Source organism: Microbacterium sp. B35-04 (assembly GCF_010634885.1).
Lineage (GTDB): Bacteria > Actinomycetota > Actinomycetes > Actinomycetales > Microbacteriaceae > Microbacterium.
Window position 1 is genome coordinate 1 of the sequence record NZ_MWLP01000016.1, and the last position, 19,795, is coordinate 19,795.

15 protein-coding genes are annotated in these 19,795 nt (G+C 65.4%); 13 read left to right on the forward strand and 2 right to left on the reverse strand.

Annotated elements, in window-relative coordinates; translation table 11 throughout:
* From B1729_RS04860 to B1729_RS04920, 13 genes are all read left to right on the forward strand, one after another.
* A partial coding sequence (locus tag B1729_RS04860; RefSeq protein WP_163630997.1) for an SDR family oxidoreductase occupies positions 1-389 on the forward strand: 389 nt, incomplete at its 5' end.
* On the forward strand, positions 353-1,549 hold the full coding sequence (locus tag B1729_RS04865) for an acetyl-CoA acetyltransferase (RefSeq protein WP_163630999.1): 1,197 nt from the start codon (positions 353-355) through the stop codon (positions 1,547-1,549). The genes B1729_RS04860 and B1729_RS04865, both read left to right, overlap by 37 nt.
* Before the next feature lie 415 nt (positions 1,550-1,964).
* The gene (locus B1729_RS20940) at positions 1,965-2,156 is read left to right on the forward strand and encodes a hypothetical protein (protein WP_345770776.1); all 192 of its coding nucleotides are present in this window, start codon (positions 1,965-1,967) and stop codon (positions 2,154-2,156) included.
* A 114-nt stretch (positions 2,157-2,270) separates the two neighbouring features.
* Entirely contained in the window at positions 2,271-3,902 is a 1,632-nt protein-coding gene (locus B1729_RS04875) for a carboxylesterase family protein (RefSeq protein ID WP_239539427.1), read from the forward strand.
* Between the two features lie 315 nt (positions 3,903-4,217).
* Positions 4,218-5,228: a PHB depolymerase family esterase gene (locus tag B1729_RS04880; RefSeq protein ID WP_163631003.1), complete on the forward strand. Its 1,011-nt coding sequence runs from the start codon at positions 4,218-4,220 to the stop codon at positions 5,226-5,228.
* 51 nt (positions 5,229-5,279) lie between these two features.
* On the forward strand, positions 5,280-6,263 hold the full coding sequence (locus tag B1729_RS04885) for an alpha/beta hydrolase (protein WP_163631005.1): 984 nt from the start codon (positions 5,280-5,282) through the stop codon (positions 6,261-6,263).
* A 200-nt stretch (positions 6,264-6,463) separates the two neighbouring features.
* Positions 6,464-8,812, forward strand: coding sequence for an alpha-L-rhamnosidase (locus B1729_RS04890; RefSeq protein ID WP_163631007.1), 2,349 nt, complete (start codon positions 6,464-6,466; stop codon positions 8,810-8,812).
* A 28-nt stretch (positions 8,813-8,840) separates the two neighbouring features.
* Positions 8,841-10,091: a family 1 glycosylhydrolase gene (locus tag B1729_RS04895; protein WP_163631009.1), complete on the forward strand. Its 1,251-nt coding sequence runs from the start codon at positions 8,841-8,843 to the stop codon at positions 10,089-10,091.
* Complete coding sequence (locus B1729_RS04900; RefSeq protein ID WP_163631011.1) at positions 10,088-11,329, forward strand: serine hydrolase domain-containing protein; 1,242 nt, start codon at positions 10,088-10,090, stop codon at positions 11,327-11,329. The genes B1729_RS04895 and B1729_RS04900 overlap by 4 nt, the downstream gene beginning before the upstream one ends.
* A complete protein-coding gene (locus B1729_RS04905) occupies positions 11,326-13,593 on the forward strand; it encodes a glycoside hydrolase family 3 C-terminal domain-containing protein (RefSeq protein WP_204318858.1) in 2,268 nt (755 codons plus the stop codon). Before B1729_RS04900 ends, B1729_RS04905 begins: the two co-directional genes overlap by 4 nt.
* Positions 13,580-14,716, forward strand: coding sequence for a pectin acetylesterase-family hydrolase (locus B1729_RS04910; protein WP_163631013.1), 1,137 nt, complete (start codon positions 13,580-13,582; stop codon positions 14,714-14,716). Before B1729_RS04905 ends, B1729_RS04910 begins: the two co-directional genes overlap by 14 nt.
* Positions 14,717-14,806: 90 nt before the next feature.
* Positions 14,807-15,793 (forward strand): alpha/beta hydrolase, encoded by a 987-nt coding sequence (locus tag B1729_RS04915; RefSeq protein WP_163631015.1) that lies wholly within the window; start codon positions 14,807-14,809, stop codon positions 15,791-15,793.
* 18 nt (positions 15,794-15,811) lie between these two features.
* Complete coding sequence (locus tag B1729_RS04920) at positions 15,812-18,076, forward strand: glycoside hydrolase family 3 C-terminal domain-containing protein (protein WP_275575838.1); 2,265 nt, start codon at positions 15,812-15,814, stop codon at positions 18,074-18,076.
* A gap of 84 nt (positions 18,077-18,160) precedes the next feature.
* Here B1729_RS04920 and B1729_RS04925 read toward each other — a convergent pair whose 3' ends face one another.
* Both B1729_RS04925 and B1729_RS04930 read right to left on the reverse strand, forming a co-directional pair.
* Positions 18,161-19,069 carry an alpha/beta hydrolase gene (locus B1729_RS04925; protein ID WP_163631018.1) on the reverse strand — a complete coding sequence of 303 codons (909 nt, stop codon included), beginning with the start codon at positions 19,067-19,069 and terminating at the stop codon, positions 18,161-18,163.
* A 10-nt stretch (positions 19,070-19,079) separates the two neighbouring features.
* Positions 19,080-19,733 (reverse strand): TetR/AcrR family transcriptional regulator, encoded by a 654-nt coding sequence (locus tag B1729_RS04930; RefSeq protein ID WP_163631020.1) that lies wholly within the window; start codon positions 19,731-19,733, stop codon positions 19,080-19,082.
* Between the last annotated feature and the right edge of the window lie 62 nt (positions 19,734-19,795).

Genomic DNA, 19,795 nt, shown 5'->3' on the forward strand with positions numbered 1-19,795 from the left:
TCCCGCATATGCGGGAACAAGGCTACGGGCGCCTCGTGAACATCAGCTCGGTTTCGGGGCTGGCTGGCGGTATCGGGCCGGTGTTCGCCGATGGCGCGGGTGGGCGTTCGGGCGCAGCCTATGCCGCCTCCAAGGGCGGCGCGATCAACCTCACCAAGTGGATCGCTCGACAGGTGGGGGCATGGGGCATCACTTGCAACACCGTCGCCCCCGGGCCGATCGCTTCGCCTATGGCGGCGAGCGGCGACTACGACGTTGCAGCCATCCCGGTCCCGCGGATGGGAGAGCCGCACGAGGTGGCCGCCGCCGTCGCCTACCTTGTCGATCCGTCCTCCGCCTACGTCAACGGCACTTGCCTCCGCGTCGACGGCGGCATGGTGATGTCGTGACGCCCTTCATCACGGGGTGGGCTCACGGCCAGTTCGGAAAACTCCCGGGCGAGACCCTTGAGAGCCTGATCGTCGGCGTCGGTGCTGCCGCCATCGAGGACGCGGGGCTTGATCCGGCCGATATCGACGAGATCTATCTCGGCACCTTCAACGCCGGGCTCGTGCCCCTTGCATTCGCATCCTCCCTCGCGCTGCAGATCTCACCCGCGCTGCGCCATGTTCCGGCCACGCGAGTGGAGAACGCGTGTGCCTCCGGGTCCGCGGCGGTCCTGCAGGGCGTGAAGGCGCTTCAGGCTGGCTCCGCCCGCAATGTTCTGGTCATCGGCGCCGAGAAGATGACGCACGCGCCCTCCGACGCCGTCGGCCGAGCGCTGCTCGGCGCGGATTACGAATCGGCGGGTTCGGAGTCCGTCACGGGGTTCGCCGGACTGTTCGCTCGCACGGCGGCGATTTACGAAGAGCGGTACGGGCCGGTCGGCGGCCCGCTCGCGATGATCGCCGCGAAAAGCCATCGCAACGGTGCGCTTAACCCGTTCGCTCACCTGCGCAAGCCGCTGACTGAAGAGTTCTGCCGAACCGTGTCGGATCGCAACCCGGTCGTCGCTGCTCCACTTCGACGCACGGACTGCTCGCCCGTTTCTGACGGCGCGGCTGCGCTCGTGCTCTCCGCTCAGTCCTCGCGGAACGCTCGTCATGCCCCCGTCCGCATGATGGGGATGGCACAAGCGAACGACTATCTGCCGTGGAGTGAACGCGATCCACTCGCCTTCGCGGGGAGCGTTCAGGCGTGGACACGGGCGTTGAGCGCGGCGGGCGTCTCCCGTGACGATCTGGATCTTGTCGAGGTGCACGATTGCTTCACGATCGCAGAGTTGATCATGTACGAGGTCATCGGCCTCACGCGACGCGGTGAGGGCAGGCGTGCGATCGAGGAAGGCATCGTCGATCGGGACGGCGCACTCCCTGTGAACGTCTCGGGAGGGCTGAAGTCGAAGGGCCACCCGGTCGGGGCCACGGGCGTCTCGCAGCACGTGATGGCGTCGATGCAACTGACTGGGACCGCCGGTGACATGCAGCTGCCGAACGCACGGCGTGCGGCCGTGCATAACATGGGCGGTCTCGCGGTCGCGAACTACGTCAGCGTACTCGAGGCGATCTGACGCGGCAGCTGTGTCCGACACCGGCTTGACCGAACTGCCATCTGAATTACACACGAGTGGGTGGAATAACCGACGATGTCACCGTATCGTGAAATACGAGTGAACTGAAATGTTCGCAGGGGTCAAGGAGGATCACATGCGTGCTGTTGATGGTGACATGCCCACCGAGGCGCCGTTCGACCGCGCCGATGACGGCCACCTGAGCGAAACGGATCAGATCGATCGCATCATTCATACGGAGATGAATCGATGGATGCTGTTTCGTTAGTCCGACGGTGAGAACTTCTTCTTCGCCTCGCGCGACGACGACGTGATCCTCGCGGCGGGGGACCGCATCGCCCCTTCCGACGTCGAAAGCACCGTCGTGCAGTAGCCCGACGCCGTCGAAGTTGCGGTCGGTGGTCGGCCCGATGAACTGCGCGGCGATGTCGTCGCGGCGTTCGTCGCGCCTGTCGCGGAAGCCTCGCGAGGCGACGCGCTGCGCGACGCGATCATGCACCTCGTCCGCGAACTGCACCCGGACTGGAGGTCGACGGATGACCCCGGAGTGGCGGTGGTGCGACCGACATCCATCGCGAGCCGATATGCGGGCGAGAGTGAGATATGAAAATAGTGGCAGACTGAGATTTGTGTCGAGGGTGTCAGCCTCGCGAGCATCCAGCGCCCTAAGTCGCCAGTTCTACCCACGCCGTCCTCGGCATCAATGAAGATGAGGTCCCACATGAAATCGACGCGAGCGCGGAGCATATCTCTACATCCACATGGCCGTGGACAAGCCCTGCGAACGAGGGCCATCGTCGCGGCGGCGATCACGGCAGCCGTCGTGATAAGCGGGTCCGTCCCTGTATCGGCGCATGCAGCCGAGCTGGGGTCCGGCTCAGGAACCGACGGTGGTCGAGCGGTCGTGAAAGTGGAGCAAGGCGTCTTGCGGGGCAGTTCGGATGGCGGTGTGGAGGCGTACGTCGGGATACCGTATGCCGCCCCGCCGGTGGGAGAGCGGCGATTCGCCGCTCCCGAAGCGCCTGAGCGGTGGCCGGGCGTTCGATCAGCGACCTCGCACGCCCCAGCGTGTCTGCAGGCCGGGCTCGCCACGGTGACCGGCGTGGAGACCAGTGAGGACTGCCTCTACCTCGATGTCTATCGCCCCGACCATAAAACATCGCCGACTGGTGGCGGTCGCGAAGACATGGGCGTTCTTGTCTGGCTCCACGGCGGCGCGTTCGCTGCCGGTAGCGGAGCGTTGTTCGACGCCCGCGAACTCGCGGAGCGAACGAACACGGTAGTCGTCACGATGAACTACCGGCTGGGCGCATTGGGGTACCTGGCCACAGAGTCCCAAGGACCAGACGCCGGCAATGCCGGATTGCGCGACCAGATCGCCGCACTGGAGTGGGTTCGTGAAAACATCCGCTCATTCGGAGGGGACCCCGCAAAGGTTGCTGTTGCGGGACAATCCGCCGGTGCGATGTCGATCTGTGGACTCCTCGTATCTCCGCGGGCGGAGGGCTACTTCTCGCGGGCGGTGCTCCAGAGCGGTCCGTGCACCCAAGCACTCTTCAACGCGCGTGCTCAGTCCATCGCGGTGGGCGAGGCGTTCGCGACCGGGCTGGGCTGTCCGACCGGACCCCATCAGCTCGAGTGCTTGCGCGGGCTCGATGCGGATTCGATCATGAGCACCGGCGGATTCTTCACGCCAACCTACGGCGTGCCGACCGTGCCCGAGCAGCCTCAAGTGGCGATCGCAGCCGGTCGCTGGCATCGCGTCCCAGTCCTCGTTGGGTCGACGAAGTGGGACTACATCGGAGCCGTCGGTGCGCTCGGGCCAGACCCGGCGGCAGCAACCGCTGAGCAATATGCCCAGACGGTGATGGCATTCTTCGGGCCTGGCGCCGAAGCGGTGCTCCAGCGGTATCCCGCGGGCGCCTACGAGAAGCCGGCATACGCGTTTGCCGCGGTCATGACGGATGCTTCGTTCGGATGCGGGTCCTTTGAATTCGCGAAAACCGTGGCAGCACAATCTGTGGCGACGTGGCAGTTCGAGTTCGACGATCCGACATCGCCGACGCTCGCTGGACAGCGCATCCCGGGCATCGATATGGCCAGCAGTCATAGCGCCGAGCTTGCGTATCTCTTTGACTACGCCGATGTGGAGAGGCCGCTGACCGCCCACGAGAAGACCCTGGCTCATCGAATGATGGACTATTGGGGCGATTTCGCGGCCTCCGGGATTCTCCCCTGGGCCGCTTTCTCCGGTGATACCGGCACAGCCATCAGCCTTTCTTCGTCGGGTGACCGTGTGACCGGTGACTTCGCGGCCGTACACCACTGCGAATTCTGGGGCGAGGCGCGATGACACGAACCCGTCCCACCGCCCCAGTGCGCGAGCGCCCATACCGGCTTGCATCGGTGCCCCCGGCGGCGCCTATTGCGCTCGACGGTGCCGCTTCTTGATCGAAGTTCGCCAAAATATAACCACAGTCATATTTCTGATAATCTGACTGTTCAGTGCGCTGAACGGCGTACGAGGATCACCGGCCCAAGGTCCCGGAAGAGAGACGTGTCAATGAAGATGCCGAAAGTCCTTCGCATTCGTTCTCGATTGGTATCACCGCGTCAGGGTCGTCCGACGCGGATAGGTTCCGCCGCACTCGCAGTTGCGGCCCTGCTCATGGCCGCTCCAGCGGCCGCGGCGGCGGCAACCGGCGAATCGAACGAAGGGGGCGGGACGCTTTCGCACCACGAATTCGGCGTGGTGAACGGGACGCTGTACGAGTACCACGTCTACACCCCGGTCGGCTGGAGGGGATCCGACAGGCTTCCGCTCTACATGGTGCTCAACGGCTGTGGAGTCTCGGCGGCCGAGATGATGGAAGACACAGGCCTCAATACGATCGCCGACCGAGAGCGGTTCATCGTGGCCTACGCGGACAACGAAGGTGCCAAGCCGAATTGTTGGCCTGCGGTCGCCGAGGATGCGGTGCTCACCGCATCGACCGGCAACCCGAATCTCACGCGCGGAGCGGGCGGTGCTGCCGACATCGTCGCGGGAATGACGACGCAGATCCTCGAGCAATATCACGGGAACAAGCACCGGGTGTACTTGGCCGGTGGTTCGTCTGGGGCTTTCCAGGCGAGTGCGACGGCCGCCGCTTACCCCGAACTCTATGCCGCGGTGGGGCTGGTTGCGGGAGCCGGGCCCGGCATGGCAGTAACGTGCATGAACTATTCCACAGCCGTGGTGGCGGACTACGCGGCGCTGGCGGTGACCGCGATGGGCACCCCGGCCCGGGTCGTCCCTTTCATCACGTTCGGCGGCACGCTTGATCCTCTCGGCGAGCAGCCCGGCGATGTGGGCGGATGTTCCGGCCTGGGCTACCAGCAGTGGCTTGCGATGGCGAATCTGGTGAAGCCCGGCAGCTTCTACACCGACCCCGCGGCGACTGAGCACGGCCAGGTGGTGGACGGATATGCATGGACGAAGGAAGTGGCGAAGAACCGCCAGTCTGGCTGCGAGATCGGCCAACGATGGATCATCGAGGGAATGGGGCACACGTGGCCGGGACCTCCGGGCGATCAGCGCGGACCGGACGCGGCTCAGCTGTCGTGGGATTTCTTCGAGCAATTCACGCGCAACGGAGCGAGTCTGTCGTGTCGCGCCAGCGGCGCGGGGGCTGAGTAGCAGCTCCGCGGTGGGAAATTTGTTCAGACACGTAACAAGGAAGTTGTCGAAATGGTGAGTCCAACCTTGAAGGCCGATCTGGTCGTCACGGCCATTCAGAGGGCGGCGATGAAGAAGATGGGGCGCACGCGTCCGCTGAACTCCTTCGAGCCGGCGCTCCCGACATCCACGCGGGTGCTCGGTGACGGAGTCGTCTATGTGAACGACCTCAAGTACGGGGAGGACTACCCGAACAGCTTCCTCGACGTTTGGTATCCGAACGAGGATCGTTCGAGGAAGTTGCCGGTCTTGGTGAACTTCCATGGAGGTGGCTTCTTCATCGGCGACAAGGTCTCGGGGGATCCGCTCGCCGGCGCGTCTCGTGAGTCTGAGAAGGCGGTCAATGCCGCATTCCTCTCCGACGGTTTCGTGGTCGTCTGTCCGACGTACGCCTTCGCCCCGAAGTATCGCTTCCCAGTTCAGGTGGTTCAGGCGAATCAGGTGCTCGGGTACCTCGCGTCACGCGCAGACGAGCTCTCCCTCGACATGGACCGCGTCGTGATCATGGGCGGCAGTGCCGGTGCCGGGCTCACCGAGATCCTCGGGCTCATCCATACCGATCGCGCCTACGCGGAGCTATTGGGAATCATGCCGGCGCTGGATGCCGAACAGGTCCGCGGACTCCTGATCGATGAGGCGGCATTGACCACTCGAGGCGTGACCGACCGGAACATGCGTATGCTGTTCCAGCTCTGGCTGGGCGAGAAGGTCCCCGACGGCAGCCGCGCGGGCAACCTCATCAACGTGCCGCAGCACATCCGAGGTGCGTACCCGCCGGCCTTTATCAACACGAGCAATCTCCAGCACTGGTTCATCGATTCCGCCCTCGATCTGCACGCAGCGCTCGATCGTCAGGGCCTGCCCAACGAGCTCTTCTATCGCGATCAGACCGTCGACCAGCTCGAGCACGGGTACCTGAACAGGCATGCCGAGAATGCGACGGCTGCCGAGTGCCTGGCGCGCATGCGCGCCTTCGCGCTGAAGGTTATCGAGTAGCACTCCCTGCGGCGCGGGGCTGTCGGACAAGCCGTGACCAAAATCTCAGCGCACACAACAATTCCTGTTAGGATGGAGCGCGCGCTCGGGCCAAGGAGGTCTCACATCGCTCCTCTTCGGCCGACCAGCGTGCGGGCCCCTGTCGTAGCGGACGCGGGCTCCGCGGTCATGTCGAATGGAGTCATCTCGTGAACGCCGCAATGTCCTCCCTTCCAGCCACGTGGCTGGGCGAGTGGATCTCGCCAGCCGAGCCCGACGAGGTCGGCGATGTTCGCCCCGCCTACGCGCTGGAACGAAGCTTCACGCTAGATGCTGACCCTCTAAGCGGCCGACTGTTTGCGACGGCGCTGGGAATCTATGAGGTCTTCCTAAACGGGACTCGCGTCGGTGATCACGAGCTCGCCCCCGGGTCGACCAACTATGACCGCACGGTGTACGCGCAGGCCTACGACGTCGGGTCGCTTCTTCGCCGCGGCTCGAACGAGATTCGCATCGTGCTCTCGGACGGCTGGTTTCGAGGCCGGAACGGGTCTGAGCAGACACAGAACTGCTGGGGAGACACCACGGCCGCCCTGGTTCAACTCGAGGCGACTGTGTCTAGTGGGGTGACCCTGACCGTCGTCAGCGACGGCGCGTGGACCAGCCGAGAGTCCGAGATCGTCAGTGCGGATCTGATGCGCGGGCAGACGACCGACTTCTCCCGAGTCTCTGCCGACACCGCCCCGGTCCGCGTTGGCGTGGTCGAGGGCCCGGACCCCACGATGTCACCCGCTCCGCCGGTCCGTCGGGTCGAGGAATTGCCGGTGCTGACGACTGTCGCGTCGTCCGCCGGCGTCTCGATCATTGACTTCGGACAGAACATCACCGGCTGGGCGAGGCTCACCGACCTCGGCGAGCCCGGCACCGAGACGGTGCTCGAGTTCGCCGAGCACCTCGACCCGGGCCAGACTTTCACGACGACCCACCTCGACACTCACACGCCCCGGGGCGAGCACATCCGGTTTCAGCAGATGGATCGCGTCGTGGCCGGCCGCGGCTCGGACGTCTTCGAGCCGCGGCATACTGTGCACGGCTTCCGGTACGTGCGAATCACGCACCCGGGTCGCCTGCTTGATCCTGAAAGCGTCACCGCGATCGCGGTGCATTCCGATCTCACCCGCACGGGATGGTTCGAGTGCAGCGACGACCGAATCAACCGGCTTCATGAGGCAGGCCGCTGGACCTTCCGCGACAACGCCGTCGACGTGCCCACCGACTGCCCGACACGCGAGCGCTCCGGGTGGACCGGCGACTTCCAGATCTTCGCGCCCACCGCCGCGATGCTGTTCGACATCGACGGCTTCGGCCGCAAATGGCTGCAGGCGGTGCGCGACGATCAGTACGACGACGGATGCCTTGCCATGTTCTCGCCGGATGCGTTGCGGATGCGGCGCTCCGACAACCCCGACCGGATCGGCGGCGGCTCGGCCGGATGGGGCGATGCCGCTGTGTCGGTGCCATGGACCCTCTACCGCCACTATGGCGACATCGACGTCCTGGAGGACAGCTGGGAGTCGGCGGTCGCGTGGATCAATTACGCGCTGGGCTGCGCCAAGCGCTTCCGGCATCCGTCCCGCGTAGCGCGCTCGGAGACACCGGCCGCACACGAGGCGTACATCTGGGACGGTCCGTTCCATTTCGGCGAATGGCTCGAGCCGCGAGATCCGAAGGCCCCAAATCGTGACCCGGCCGAGGTCCTCCGTGATCTTTTTGCTGCAGACCAGGGCGAGGTGGGCACGGCGTATCTCTACCGATCGCTCAGCCAACTCGTCCAGACGGCGCGGGTGCTGGGTCGGCCGGATGACGAGACCCGCTTCGCCGCGCTCGCCGAGCGTGTGCTCGATGCGTGGCGGACGGAATTCCTTCGCGCAGGCGGCAGGACCGCTTCAGACACGCAGGCCGCCTACGTCCGAGCAATCGTGTTCGGGCTCATCCCAGACGAACTCGTGGTCGCGGCATCTGCCCGCCTCGTCGAACTGATCTCGGAACGAGACGATCGCCTCGGTACAGGATTCCTCACAACCGGCATGCTGCTGCCGGCGCTCGCGGATACGGGGCACGCCGACCTTGCGTATCGCCTCCTCACCCAGACCGGTGTGCCGTCATGGCTGGAGATGCTCGAGCGGGGCGGCACGACGTTCTGGGAGAACTGGGAGAACGTCGACGAAGACGGCACGGCCTGCAACGGTTCGCTCAATCACTACAGCAAGGGCGCGGTGGTCGGGTTCTTCTATAGCCACATCGTGGGCCTCCGACAGGATGCCGAGTCCACCGGCTGGCGACGGTTCACCGTTGCCCCGACATTCGGGGGTGAACTGACCCATGCATCGGCCAGGCTTCTCACCTCAGCGGGAGACGTTTCGGTCAATTGGCGACGCGACGGTGACGAGGTGGAGTTGACCGTGGCTGTGCCTGCGGGCTCGGAGGCGCGCGGGATCCTCCCCGGCCTGCCGGAGGCGATTCTCCCAGGTGGGACCACGACGACGCTGCGCTCGACGCTCCGCGACTGACAGACGACAAAGAGAAGACGAGAAACCTGTGACGAATCTCCAACCGGCCTTTCCCGACGGCTTCCTGTGGGGAGCGGCCACCTCCGCCCACCAGACCGAGGGCAACAACACGAACTCCAATTGGTGGCACCTCGAGACGGCGCCGAATTCGCCGTTCCAGGAGCGCAGCGGCGCGGCCGTCGACAGCTATCACCGCTATCCCGAAGACATGCGGCTTCTCGCCGAAGCCGGACTCGACGCCTACCGCTTCAGCATTGAATGGGCGCGGATCGAGCCCGCACCGGGGGAGTTCGATCAACAGGAGCTCGCGCACTACCGGGCCATGATCGACACCGCGTTCGGCCTCGGGCTGACACCCGTCGTCACGCTTCATCACTTCACCACGCCGATGTGGTTCGCACAGCGCGGTGGCTGGGGCAGCTCGGATGCCGCCGCCAGGTTTGCAGCGTATGTCACGGAGGTCAGCGGTATCACGGCCGATGTGCCGTGGATCTGCACGATCAACGAGCCGAACATGATCGCCCTGCTGACCGGAATGCCCGAACGGGCCTCGAATGCGGAGAGGGAGCGCAGTTCGCTCGACTCCCGGCCGATCGCCGACCTCGCCCTCCCCACGCCGTCCGATGCCGTGACACGTGTGTTGTCGGACGCGCACCGACGAGCCGTCGACATTCTCCACGCGACGACCGACGCGAAGATCGGGTGGACGGTGTCGGCGCAGGGCTTCGAGGCCGAGCCGGGCGCCGAGCGCGCCCTCGCCGAGGTGAAGTGGGCGTGGGAGGATCGCTACCTCGAGGTGTCTCGGGACGACGATTTCGTCGGGGTGCAGTCGTACACCACCCGGAAGATCGGCCGCGACGGACCACAGGCGTACTCGCCTGCAGAGCAGCAGACGATGACCGGGTGGCCCTTCCGACCGGACGCGGTCGGGCTCTCGATCCGCAACGCGTGGGACATCACCAGAGGCACGGCCATCCTTGTCACAGAGAACGGGATCGCGACGGCGGACGACCGAGACCGCATCGAGTACACCACAGGTGCTCTGGCCTCCATCGAGGCTGCCGTTCGAGATGGCATCGACGTACGCGGCTACCTCCACTGGAGCGCTCTGGATAACTTCGAGTGGGGGGAGTGGGGGCCGACGTTCGGACTGATCGCCGTCAATCGCGAGACTTTCGAGCGCTCGCCGCGACCCAGCCTGGCGTGGCTCGGCGACCAGGCTCGCGCCAGCCGAACGCCCACCGTTCGGCAGCTACTCGAATCGGCCGAGACGAAGTGATCGTCTCGGGAAGCGTCGCGAGCGGATTCGAACCCGTCCGGCAAGCCTTCGCCGACAGCGAGATCCTGCGAGGCGGGGCGTCGGTCGCGGCGTATGTCGAAGGCGAGAAGGTCGTCGACCTGTGGGGTGGGGAGGCGCGACCCGGCGTGCCTTGGGAGGAGAACACGCTTTCGACAGCGATGTCGGCCACGAAGGGACTTGCTGCGCTCTGCGCGCAGATCCTGTGGGATCGGGGAGAGCTCGATCTCGACGCTCCTGTGACGCGTTACTGGCCCGAATACGGTCAGGCGGGCAAGAGTTCAACTTTGGTTCGCCACATCCTCACCCACACGTCCGGGTTACTGGCCTTCGAGGATCCCGGCGACCTACTGGATTGGTCGGGCAACGGCTGGGACGACTACGACGAGATCGCTCGTCGTATCGCCGCGTCACCGCCGGCTTGGGAACCCGGCACGCGCATCGGCTATCACGCTTTCAGCATCGGCTGGCTGCTCCAGGAACTCGTCCGCCGCATCACGGGGGACACGATCGGCACGTTCTTCGCGCGAGAGGTGGCGCGTCCGCTGGAACTAGACACGTACATTGGAGCTCCTGAGTCGGTCCAGCAAAGGATGGCGGACTTCGTCATCGACTCTGGTGCTGAGCCTCGGGGTGCCGCACGTCTCGCGATGGGAATTCTGCGCAGGGAGCAGATGGATCCCCGCAGTCCGATCGCTCAGTCGAGTGTGCAGATGCATGGCGGCTCGTTCACATCCAATCTGGACTTCTTCAACCTGCCGCGCACGCGCACGGCGGAGCTTCCGGCCGCCGGTGCCACGACGAACGGAAGAGACCTCGCCCGTGTCTATGCAATGCTCGCCCAAGGCGGCGAACTAGACGGACATCGCATCGTCAGCCGGGAGTCGATCGACCTCTTCCGCACTCCGGCGGCGCGTGGTCGCACCATGATCTGGCCGCGTAGCGGGATATTCCGGGTGATTCCCGCCCCCAAGATGCGCTATGCCCTCGGTTACGAGGGCGACTTCGGTGAATCGCCCAAGCCGTGGCGCTTCGGCCCGACGAAGGAGTCGTTCGGGCACTTGGGCGCGGGCGGCCAGATCGGCTTCGCCGACCCGGTTCACCACATATCCGTGGGATTCACCCGCACGCACCTCCAGGATTGGTCGGTGTCGACGGCGCTGATCGGCGCGCTGTACGCGTGCGTTCCCACGAACTCCACCGCCGAGGAAGAACAGTGATCAACAGCTACGGCGAGCTCTCGCTCGAGCAGAAGGCAGCGCTCGTGTCCGGAGACGGGCCATGGAGCACCGCCAGCCTGCCCGAGCTTGGTGTCCAACCGGTGCGTCTATCTGACGGACCGCACGGTCTGCGCGTGATGATGGACGGTGGCGGCGACAACCTCGGACTCGCGGAGAGCGCGAAGGCGACCTGCTTCCCACCCGCTGTCGCGATCGGCTCGAGTTGGGATCCAGTCGTCGCGGAGCGCATCGGTGCCGCGATCGCGCGAGAAGCCCGGGCAGCGGGCGTCGACATCGTGCTAGGCCCCGGCGTGAACATCAAGCGGTCACCGCTGTGCGGACGCAACTTCGAGTACCTGTCCGAGGACCCGCTCGTCTCTGGCGTGCTCGGAGCGGCTTTCGTCAGGTCGCTGCAGGCTGGCGGTGTCGGCGCGTCGGTCAAGCATTTCGCCGCCAACAACCAGGAGACAGACCGCATGCGGGTCAGCTCCGACGTCGACGAGCGAACGCTGAGAGAGATCTACTTCCCCGCCTTCGAGAAGGTCGTGCGCGAGGCCCAGCCAGCAACGGTGATGTGCTCCTACAACCGCGTCAACGGCATCTTCAGCTCAGAAAATCGCTGGTTGCTGACCGACGTGCTCAGGAACGAGTGGGGCTTCGAGGGTGCGGTGGTCTCCGACTGGGGCGCCGTGCACGATCCTGTTGCCGCGGTTCACGCCGGTGTCGATCTCGAAATGCCGGGCAGTGAGGGGCGAAACCCGCCGATCATCGCCGCTGCAGTCAGAGCGGGAGTGCTGGATGAGGATGAGCTGGATTCGGCTGTCCAACGCGTTATCGGACTATCGAACTGGCGCGGGACTGCGGATGGCGACGTGGATTTCGACGCCCACCACCAGCTGGCTCGAGAGGTGGCGGCTCAGTGTGCCGTGCTGCTCAAGAACGACAGTGCTCTTCCCTTGAGTCGTTCGTCGAAACTCGCTGTCATCGGCGAATTCGCCCGGACTCCTCGATATCAGGGCGGCGGAAGTTCACGCGTCAACTCCAGCCGCACCGAGTCGTTTCTCGAGGTCGCCGTCGACTACGCCTACGCCGACATCGACTTCCAGCCCGGCTTCACCCTGGATGGCAGCGGCGACCCGAGCGCCTTGAGGGCCGCGGCCGTCGACGCGGCCACCGGGGCAGGTGTCGCACTTGTGTTCGCGGGGCTGCGGGAGTCCGACGAATCCGAGGGCTACGACCGCACCACGATCGAGCTTCCCGCCGATCAGGTCGAACTGATCAAGGAGGTCGCAGCTGCGGCACCCCGCACCGTCGTCATCCTGTCTCACGGCGGAGTCGTCTCCATGGAGGGCTGGCATGACGACGTCGACGCGATCCTCGACGCGTTCCTCCTCGGGCAGGGAGGCGGCGCCGCGATCGCAGACCTCCTGTACGGAGCGGTCAACCCGTCCGGCCGGCTCGCCGAGACGATCCCACGACGTCTGATCGACAGCCCGAGCGCACCGAATTTTCCGGGCGAGGAGGGGCACGTCCTCTATGGCGAGCGTGTGCTCGTCGGCTATCGCGGCTACAGCAAGATGGGGCGCCCCGTCAGATACCCTTTCGGTCACGGTCTGAGCTACACCACGTTCCGGATGAGCGAGTTCAGCGTGCATGTGACCGGGCAGGACTCTGCCGCCGCTTCCGTGCGGGTCACCAACACGGGCGACCGCGCCGGCGCGCACGTTGTGCAGATCTATGTCGATGCCACCGCCCATGATCGAGTGCTGCGACCGCAGCGGGAATTGCGTGCCTTCACCAAGGTGTTTCTCGAGCCAGGACAGACGATGCGCGTGGAGCTGCCGCTCGATCGTCGGGCCTTCGCCTACTGGGACGTACCGCAGAAGAACTGGGTGGTCGTCCCCGGAGACTACGTCGTGCAGCTTGGATGGGATGCCGAATCTATCCACGCCGAGCAGTCCATCGCTCTTGAGGGCGACCTCGTCATACGCGAACTCACCGGATGGTCGACACTTGCGGAGTGGCTGGAACACCCCCTCGTCGGACCGACTCTCAGGGAAGACGTGGCAGACCCCCGTTTCCTGTACATCACAGAGCCCAGAGTCGTCCGCGTGACCGGAACCATGCCGATGGGCAGGATCATCGACTTCCTCCGAGACGACCTTCCGGAGGGCACGTTCGAAGCGCTGATGGCGAAGTCGGTCGCCGCTCCGCGCCCTGACATCGTCCCCAATAGCCGGTGGGGTAGCAATGGCAAAGATTGAGCTGGATCCGTGGGAGCGTGAGCCGCTGTGGCTGAAGGCGCTCACGCCGATTCTCAAGGCACGACGGTTCCCGGAGCTGCCCGCAGACCCGGAGCGAGGCACGTGGTACCGCTTCTATCCTGACGGCGGAGTGGGTGCCAACGGAGAGCCGGCGTTCGCGGACATCCGGCTGGGAACCGAGGACAAGCTCCTGGTCTTCTTCTGCGGCGGCGGGGTCTCCCTGGATGAGTACACGGCGGCGCGTCCGGCGTCGATGTACATGCGCGGGAAGGAGGGGTTCTTCCTGACCCGTCTCGACCTGTTCGGTGACTTCGTGGTGCGCAACGGGATCCTGGATGACCTCCCCGACAACCCCTTCCGCAACTGGACCAAGGTCGTGATCACCTACGCGACCGGAGACTTCCATGTCGGCACGAAGGATTTCCCTTACACGGCGATGGATGGGTCCTCCCGGGTGCTGCACCACCGCGGTTACCTCAACTACCGGGCCGTCATGACGGAGGTGCAGAAGTGGATCCCGAGTCCGGAGAGTCTGGTGGTCGCGGGATGCAGCGGAGGGGCATGGGGCGCCGCGCTTCTGGCCGACGATGTCATCGGGCACTTTCCTGAGTGTCCCCGCATTGTCTGCTGCGCCGACAGTGCTCTCGGGCTCAAGGATGACTGGCACCGGATCGCCACCGACGTCTGGGGGGCACCTGACGAAATCGTCGCGCGCCTCCAGTCCGAGGACATGGTGAGCGACTCTCTGGTCGCGCTCGCACAAGCGCACGGCGACCGGGTCCGCTGTCTCTACGCGAGTTCGGTCCGCGACAGCGGCTTGGCGCGGATGCAGAACTACCTCGACGGAAAGGGGCTGGTCTTCACCCAAGAAGCGGGAGGGAAGCTCGAGCGCGATATCGCTGGCATGGCTGCCCGTCTGATGAGCGACATCCCCGGGGTGGGCTTGTACATGTTCGACGCCCCAGATCCTGGCCAGAAGGGGTTGGGTCTGACGAAGCACTGTGTCATTGGAGACAAGGGTTTCCACCGCATAAGAGTGGATGGAAAGACCGCGCGCGATTGGATCTGGGATGCCGTCAACGGCGACGTGCGCAGCTATGGGCTGAGCCTCTTGACGGGATGATTCGCATACTCCGCACCTGAGCGCGCGTTCGTGCCTGGTGAAAATATAAGTACACTCAGATGTTGCGATGACCGATCGAGGAGGATCAGCATGACCGATCAGTATTGGAACCGGCTGCTGGCCAAGTACACGGAGATGACGCACCTGGGCGCGGCGCATCCCAGCGCCGTCTTTCCGGACCCGAGCCTGGGCAGCCTGCTCGAGGCCCCGGTGGAGGGCGAGGAGGACTACACGCCCCCTGCAGTGCACACGCGTGATCTCCCGCTGGGAGAGGGGGCCGAATCCTTCCAGATCCGCGTGTACACGCCTGCGACGCCAGAGAGCTCCAACCGAGCGCGTGCGCTCTTCGTATGGGTGCACGGGGGAGCTTGGGCTTTCGGCGACCTCGAGGGAGGGGAAGGTGACGCGACCGCCCGCGAAGTAGCTGCACGAGCGGATGCGGTCGTCATCGCCATCGACTACCGGCTGGCACGCGCCGGTGTCCACTATCCCGTGCCGCTCGACGACGTGATCACCGCGTACCGGTGGGCGGTCGCCCACTGTGACGAACTCGGTGTCGACCCCGCACGCATGGTTCTGGGTGGCGCCAGTGCCGGTGGCAACCTCGCGGCCGGCGCGGTTCTCCGGCTGGCAGATGAAGGCGACACGATGCCAGCCGGCATCGTCCTGGCGTACCCGACGCTTCATGCCGTGCTCCCGCCCGCATCGGCGGAGCTGCAAGCGCGACTGGAAAGGATGAGTGCTGCTTCAGGCTTCAAGCCCGAGATCTACACGCCCATCGTGGAGAACTACCTCGGCGGTCCGGCCGACGCGGCTCCTCCAAATGCGATGCCCGGCGTCGCGGACGATCTGTCCGTGTTCCCGCCGACCTACATCTTCAACTGCGAGTTCGACGGGCTCCGCGCATCTGGCGAGCGATTCGCGGAACAGCTTCGCGATGCAGGTGTGCCCGTTCGCAGCGAGACGGTGCGCGGCGTCGCGCATGCACATCTTGCTCGCCCCGGTCTCCCGCAGGCCCGTCAGTCCCACGCCGACCTCGCGGCGTGGGTGGCGGCGCGGGTCGCTCAGCCTGTTTGACCAGCACAGAAGGACATGATGAACATTTCGGCATCCGAACTTTCCCTCGACCAAAAATCGCGACTCGTCTCGGGAGACGGGTTCTGGCACACCTACGGGATACCTGAATCCGGCATCGAGGCCGTGAAGCTGTCTGACGGGCCTCACGGCCTGCGGTCCCAAGGCGAGGCGGGTGACAACTTCGGTCTCACCGCAAGTGAGGAATCCACGTGCTTCCCGCCGGCGGTCGCCATCGGATCGAGTTGGGATCCCTCCGTGGCCGAGCGGGTGGCTACCGCGATCGGCCGTGAGGCCCGCGCCCTCGGAGTCGACATCGTGCTCGGACCGGGCGTCAACATCAAGCGATCACCCCTCTGCGGCCGCAATTTCGAGTACCTCTCGGAGGATCCGCTGCTGTCAGGCGTTCTCGGGTCTGCCTACGTGACCGCGATCCAAGCCCAGGGCGTCGGGTGCTCGGTCAAGCACTTCGCCGCGAACAACCAGGAGAGCGACCGAATGCGCGTGAGCGCCGACGTCGACGAACGCACCCTGCGCGAGATCTACTTCCCTGCCTTCGAACGCATCGTGAAGGAGGCGCGTCCCGCAACCCTTATGTGCTCCTACAACCGGATCAACGGCGTCTTCGCGTCTGAGAACCGCTGGCTGCTCACCGACGTGCTGCGCGGAGAGTGGGGGTTCCAGGGCGCGGTCATGTCGGATTGGGGAGCAGTGCACGACGGGCCTGCCGCCGTTGCGGCAGGCCTGGATCTCGAGATGCCGGGGACCGAAGGGCGCACGCCGCCGCTGATCGCCGAGGCGGTCCGCGCCGGGACGCTCGCCGAACGAGAGCTCGATGTCGCGGTTGCGCGAATCCTCGGCCTTCAGCAGTGGCATGGCGCCGGGCGCCGGGTTGAGGCGGACTTCATCAAGCATCACCAGCTTGCCCGCGAGGTGGCCGCGGAGTGCGCTGTGCTCCTGAAGAACGACGACACCCTCCCTCTAAGCGCAGCGACGAAGCTCGCTGTCATCGGAGAGTTCGCGCGCAGCCCTCGATTCCAAGGGGGCGGAAGCTCGCATGTCCGCGCGACACGCACCGAGTCCTTTCTTGATGCGCTCCCCGAGTTCACAGACGGCGCCGTCGCCTATGCGCCTGGTTACAATCTGGAAGGGGGCGGTGACGAGGCTGCGCTGCTTGACGCGGCTGTCGGGATCGCGGCGGATGCTGACGTCGCGCTGATCTTCGCAGGGCTGAGCGAGAGCGACGAGTCGGAGGGTTTCGACCGGACCAGCACGGAGCTCCCCGGCAGCCAGGTGGCACTCATCCGCGCCGTCGCCGCGGTCGCCCCGCGCACGGTCGTCGTGCTATCCAACGGTGGCGTGGTGACCGTGGAGGAATGGCACGCTGACGTGGCGGCCATTCTCGAGGGTTTCCTTCTCGGACAGGCAAGCGGGGGTGCACTCGCAGATCTGCTGTTCGGCAAGGTCAATCCGTCGGGCAGGCTGGCCGAAACCATACCGCGTCGCCTCGCAGACCACCCGAGCACACCCAATTTCCCGGGTGAGCGCGGCCACGTGGTGTACGGCGAGAGGCTGCTCGTCGGATATCGGGCCTTCACTACCCTCGGCAACCCGGCCCGCTATCCATTCGGGCACGGGCTGAGCTACACGGCATTTGAGCTCACCGACTTCCACGTGGATGTGACGAGGCCCGACTCCGCCGTCGCCACCGTCACAGTGACGAACACTGGTTCGCGAGAGGGCGCCTATGTCGTGCAGATATACGTGGCCGCCCCCTCCACCCTCGACATCCAGCGCCCTGCGCGGGAGCTCCGTGCGTTTACGAAGGTAATGCTCGGTGCGGGCGAGTCGATCTCTGTCTCGCTTCCGCTGGATCGCCGGGCATTCGCCTACTGGGACGTAGACGCATCGGACTGGGTCGTCGAAGCCGGTTCCTACACAGTGCAGCTCGGCCGTGACAGTGAGACGGTTCTCGCGGAACAGACGATATCGCTCACCGGTGATGACATCGTGCGCGAGCTCACGCTGTGGTCGACGCTCGAGGAGTGGATCACCCATCCGGTGATCGGTCCGACCCTGCTGGATGAGATCGATTCGGACAAGCTCCGCTACGTATCGCAGCCGCACATCCTCCGCGGCATCGGTACGCTTCCCATGCGCAAGATCGCCGACACGCTGCGCGACACGGTTCCTGAGGACAAGTTTCTGACGATCATGGCACGCACCCGAAAGACGAAGACCGCCGCAGACCCTGAGCCGAATAGGGTGCGTGCGACGACGGGGTGATCGGCGCGAATGCAAGAGCCGCGACGGGACCTGTTCACGGTCCCGTCGCGGCTTTGTCGTCGGGCTTGAGGGCTGAGCTCCGCGTCAGCGCAGGAGCCAGTCGGCCATGCGGCTCATGCCTGCGCGGCCGAACTCGGACTCCGGCTCGTTCAGGAATCCATGCTGCGATCCGGGGAGGTACTCGACCTCGACCTGGACGTCGGCTTCGCGCAGCTGGTTGGCGTAGAGCTCGCCGGATGCGCGCAAAGGATCGGCCTCCGCATTCAGAACGATCGTCGGCGGGTGGCCGGCCGGGACGGCACCGTTGCCGGGAAATGCGATCTCATCGTGGACCCCGGCCTCGCCGGCGAAGTGCCCAATCGTGAAAGCGAGCAGCCCCGCGATCATGTCGGGCATATCGACCCGCGCCAGTGCCTCCGCGAGTTCGGCGGACGGCGCGGGTAGCTCCGCGTGGATCGCGGGGTACGCGAGGACCAGCGAAGTCGGCGCGGACCCACGGCGTGCAAGACGCTTCGCGACTCCGGCCGCGAGATTGCCCCCAGCGCTCGCGCCCCCGAGGTGCATAGCGATGCCCTCGAGGCCCAGCACCGGCCGCTCCGCGAGGGCCCAGTCGTATGCGGCGAGCAGATCGTCCGAGGGTATAGGGAACGTCACACCGCGCAGGGAGAGGTGATAATCGACTGAGAACACGGCCACGCCGCGCGATGCGAGGGCGAGACCGACCCAGTGCGATTCGGGCATCTCGATGCTTCCCCCAACCCACGCTCCGCCGTGCGCCCATACGAGCCCGGCACGCGCTGGCTTCGAGATCGGAAGATACCGCCGCACCACGATCTCTCCTGCGGGGGCGAGGATCTCCTCGTCCTGTACCTCGACATCCGAGAGGGCGTCATCGAGCTGGATCAGGCGAGCGGTGTCATATCCGTTCGACTGATCCTGGGGCGGGGCCGCCTCGAGCGTCGCGAGGATGGTCTCGAACGATGGTGTTGTCATGGGTGTCCTGTCAATCGGTTTGAGTGGGGGAAAGCACGCTGGGAGACGCCGACTCACCAGCGGCCATCGCCGGGAGGACGACCGTCAAAAAGCGTCGGATCTCGGAGACGAGGTCGACCGAGTCCCGGTCGAGAAGCCATTGGAGCTGTAGCCCATCGGCAAGAGAGATAAGCTGCGTCGCGAGGCTGCGCGCTTCGACCGCGTTCCCGATGCGCCCCTGGTCGATCAGTTCCTGGAAGTACCGGGTGCCGGCTTGACGTTCGCGCCGATAGCGTTCGACGAAATAGTCATGCGCGGGGTGATCGGGGGACGTCGCCTCGGCGGAGAGCACGCAATGCAACTCGGTCAACTCCGGCGTGTGGACGTTGCGCGCCGCGATCGCGATGAGCTTGTCGGTTGCATCCTCGCCGACCTCGATCCGGTTCTCGTCTCGCGATCGCCGATCGCGCTCCTCGAGCACGGCAGCCAGCAGCGAGTCCTTGTCCGGAAAGTGATGCTGTAGACCGGTGAGGGTCATGCCGATTCGATCTGCCACGTCGGTCAGGGTTGCCCCGCGATATCCCGTCGACGAGAAGAGCTCGAGAGCCGCATCCACCGCCCGCTGGCGCGTGATCGCCGACTTCGCGTAGGGGCCGCGCTTCTTTGCGGGTGTTGTGGTGGTCATCTCAATCCGCCTCGCTACGTGGAATTCCGGTGTGCGGTCAACATTAGGACTTCATCTCGGTC

What these genes read in the sequence shown, in the direction of transcription:
- B1729_RS04875 (WP_239539427.1), top strand. Translation starts at nt 2,271, where the DNA reads ATGAAATCGACGCGAGCGCGGAGCATATCTCTACATCCACATGGCCGT.
- B1729_RS04880 (WP_163631003.1), top strand. Translation starts at nt 4,218, where the DNA reads ATGGCCGCTCCAGCGGCCGCGGCGGCGGCAACCGGCGAATCGAACGAA.
- B1729_RS04885 (WP_163631005.1), top strand. Translation starts at nt 5,280, where the DNA reads ATGGTGAGTCCAACCTTGAAGGCCGATCTGGTCGTCACGGCCATTCAG.
- B1729_RS04890 (WP_163631007.1), top strand. Translation starts at nt 6,464, where the DNA reads ATGTCCTCCCTTCCAGCCACGTGGCTGGGCGAGTGGATCTCGCCAGCC.
- B1729_RS04910 (WP_163631013.1), top strand. Translation starts at nt 13,580, where the DNA reads ATGGCAAAGATTGAGCTGGATCCGTGGGAGCGTGAGCCGCTGTGGCTG.
- B1729_RS04915 (WP_163631015.1), top strand. Translation starts at nt 14,807, where the DNA reads ATGACCGATCAGTATTGGAACCGGCTGCTGGCCAAGTACACGGAGATG.
- B1729_RS04920 (WP_275575838.1), top strand. Translation starts at nt 15,812, where the DNA reads ATGAACATTTCGGCATCCGAACTTTCCCTCGACCAAAAATCGCGACTC.
- B1729_RS04925 (WP_163631018.1), bottom strand. Translation starts at nt 19,069, where the DNA reads ATGACAACACCATCGTTCGAGACCATCCTCGCGACGCTCGAGGCGGCC.
- B1729_RS04930 (WP_163631020.1), bottom strand. Translation starts at nt 19,733, where the DNA reads ATGACCACCACAACACCCGCAAAGAAGCGCGGCCCCTACGCGAAGTCG.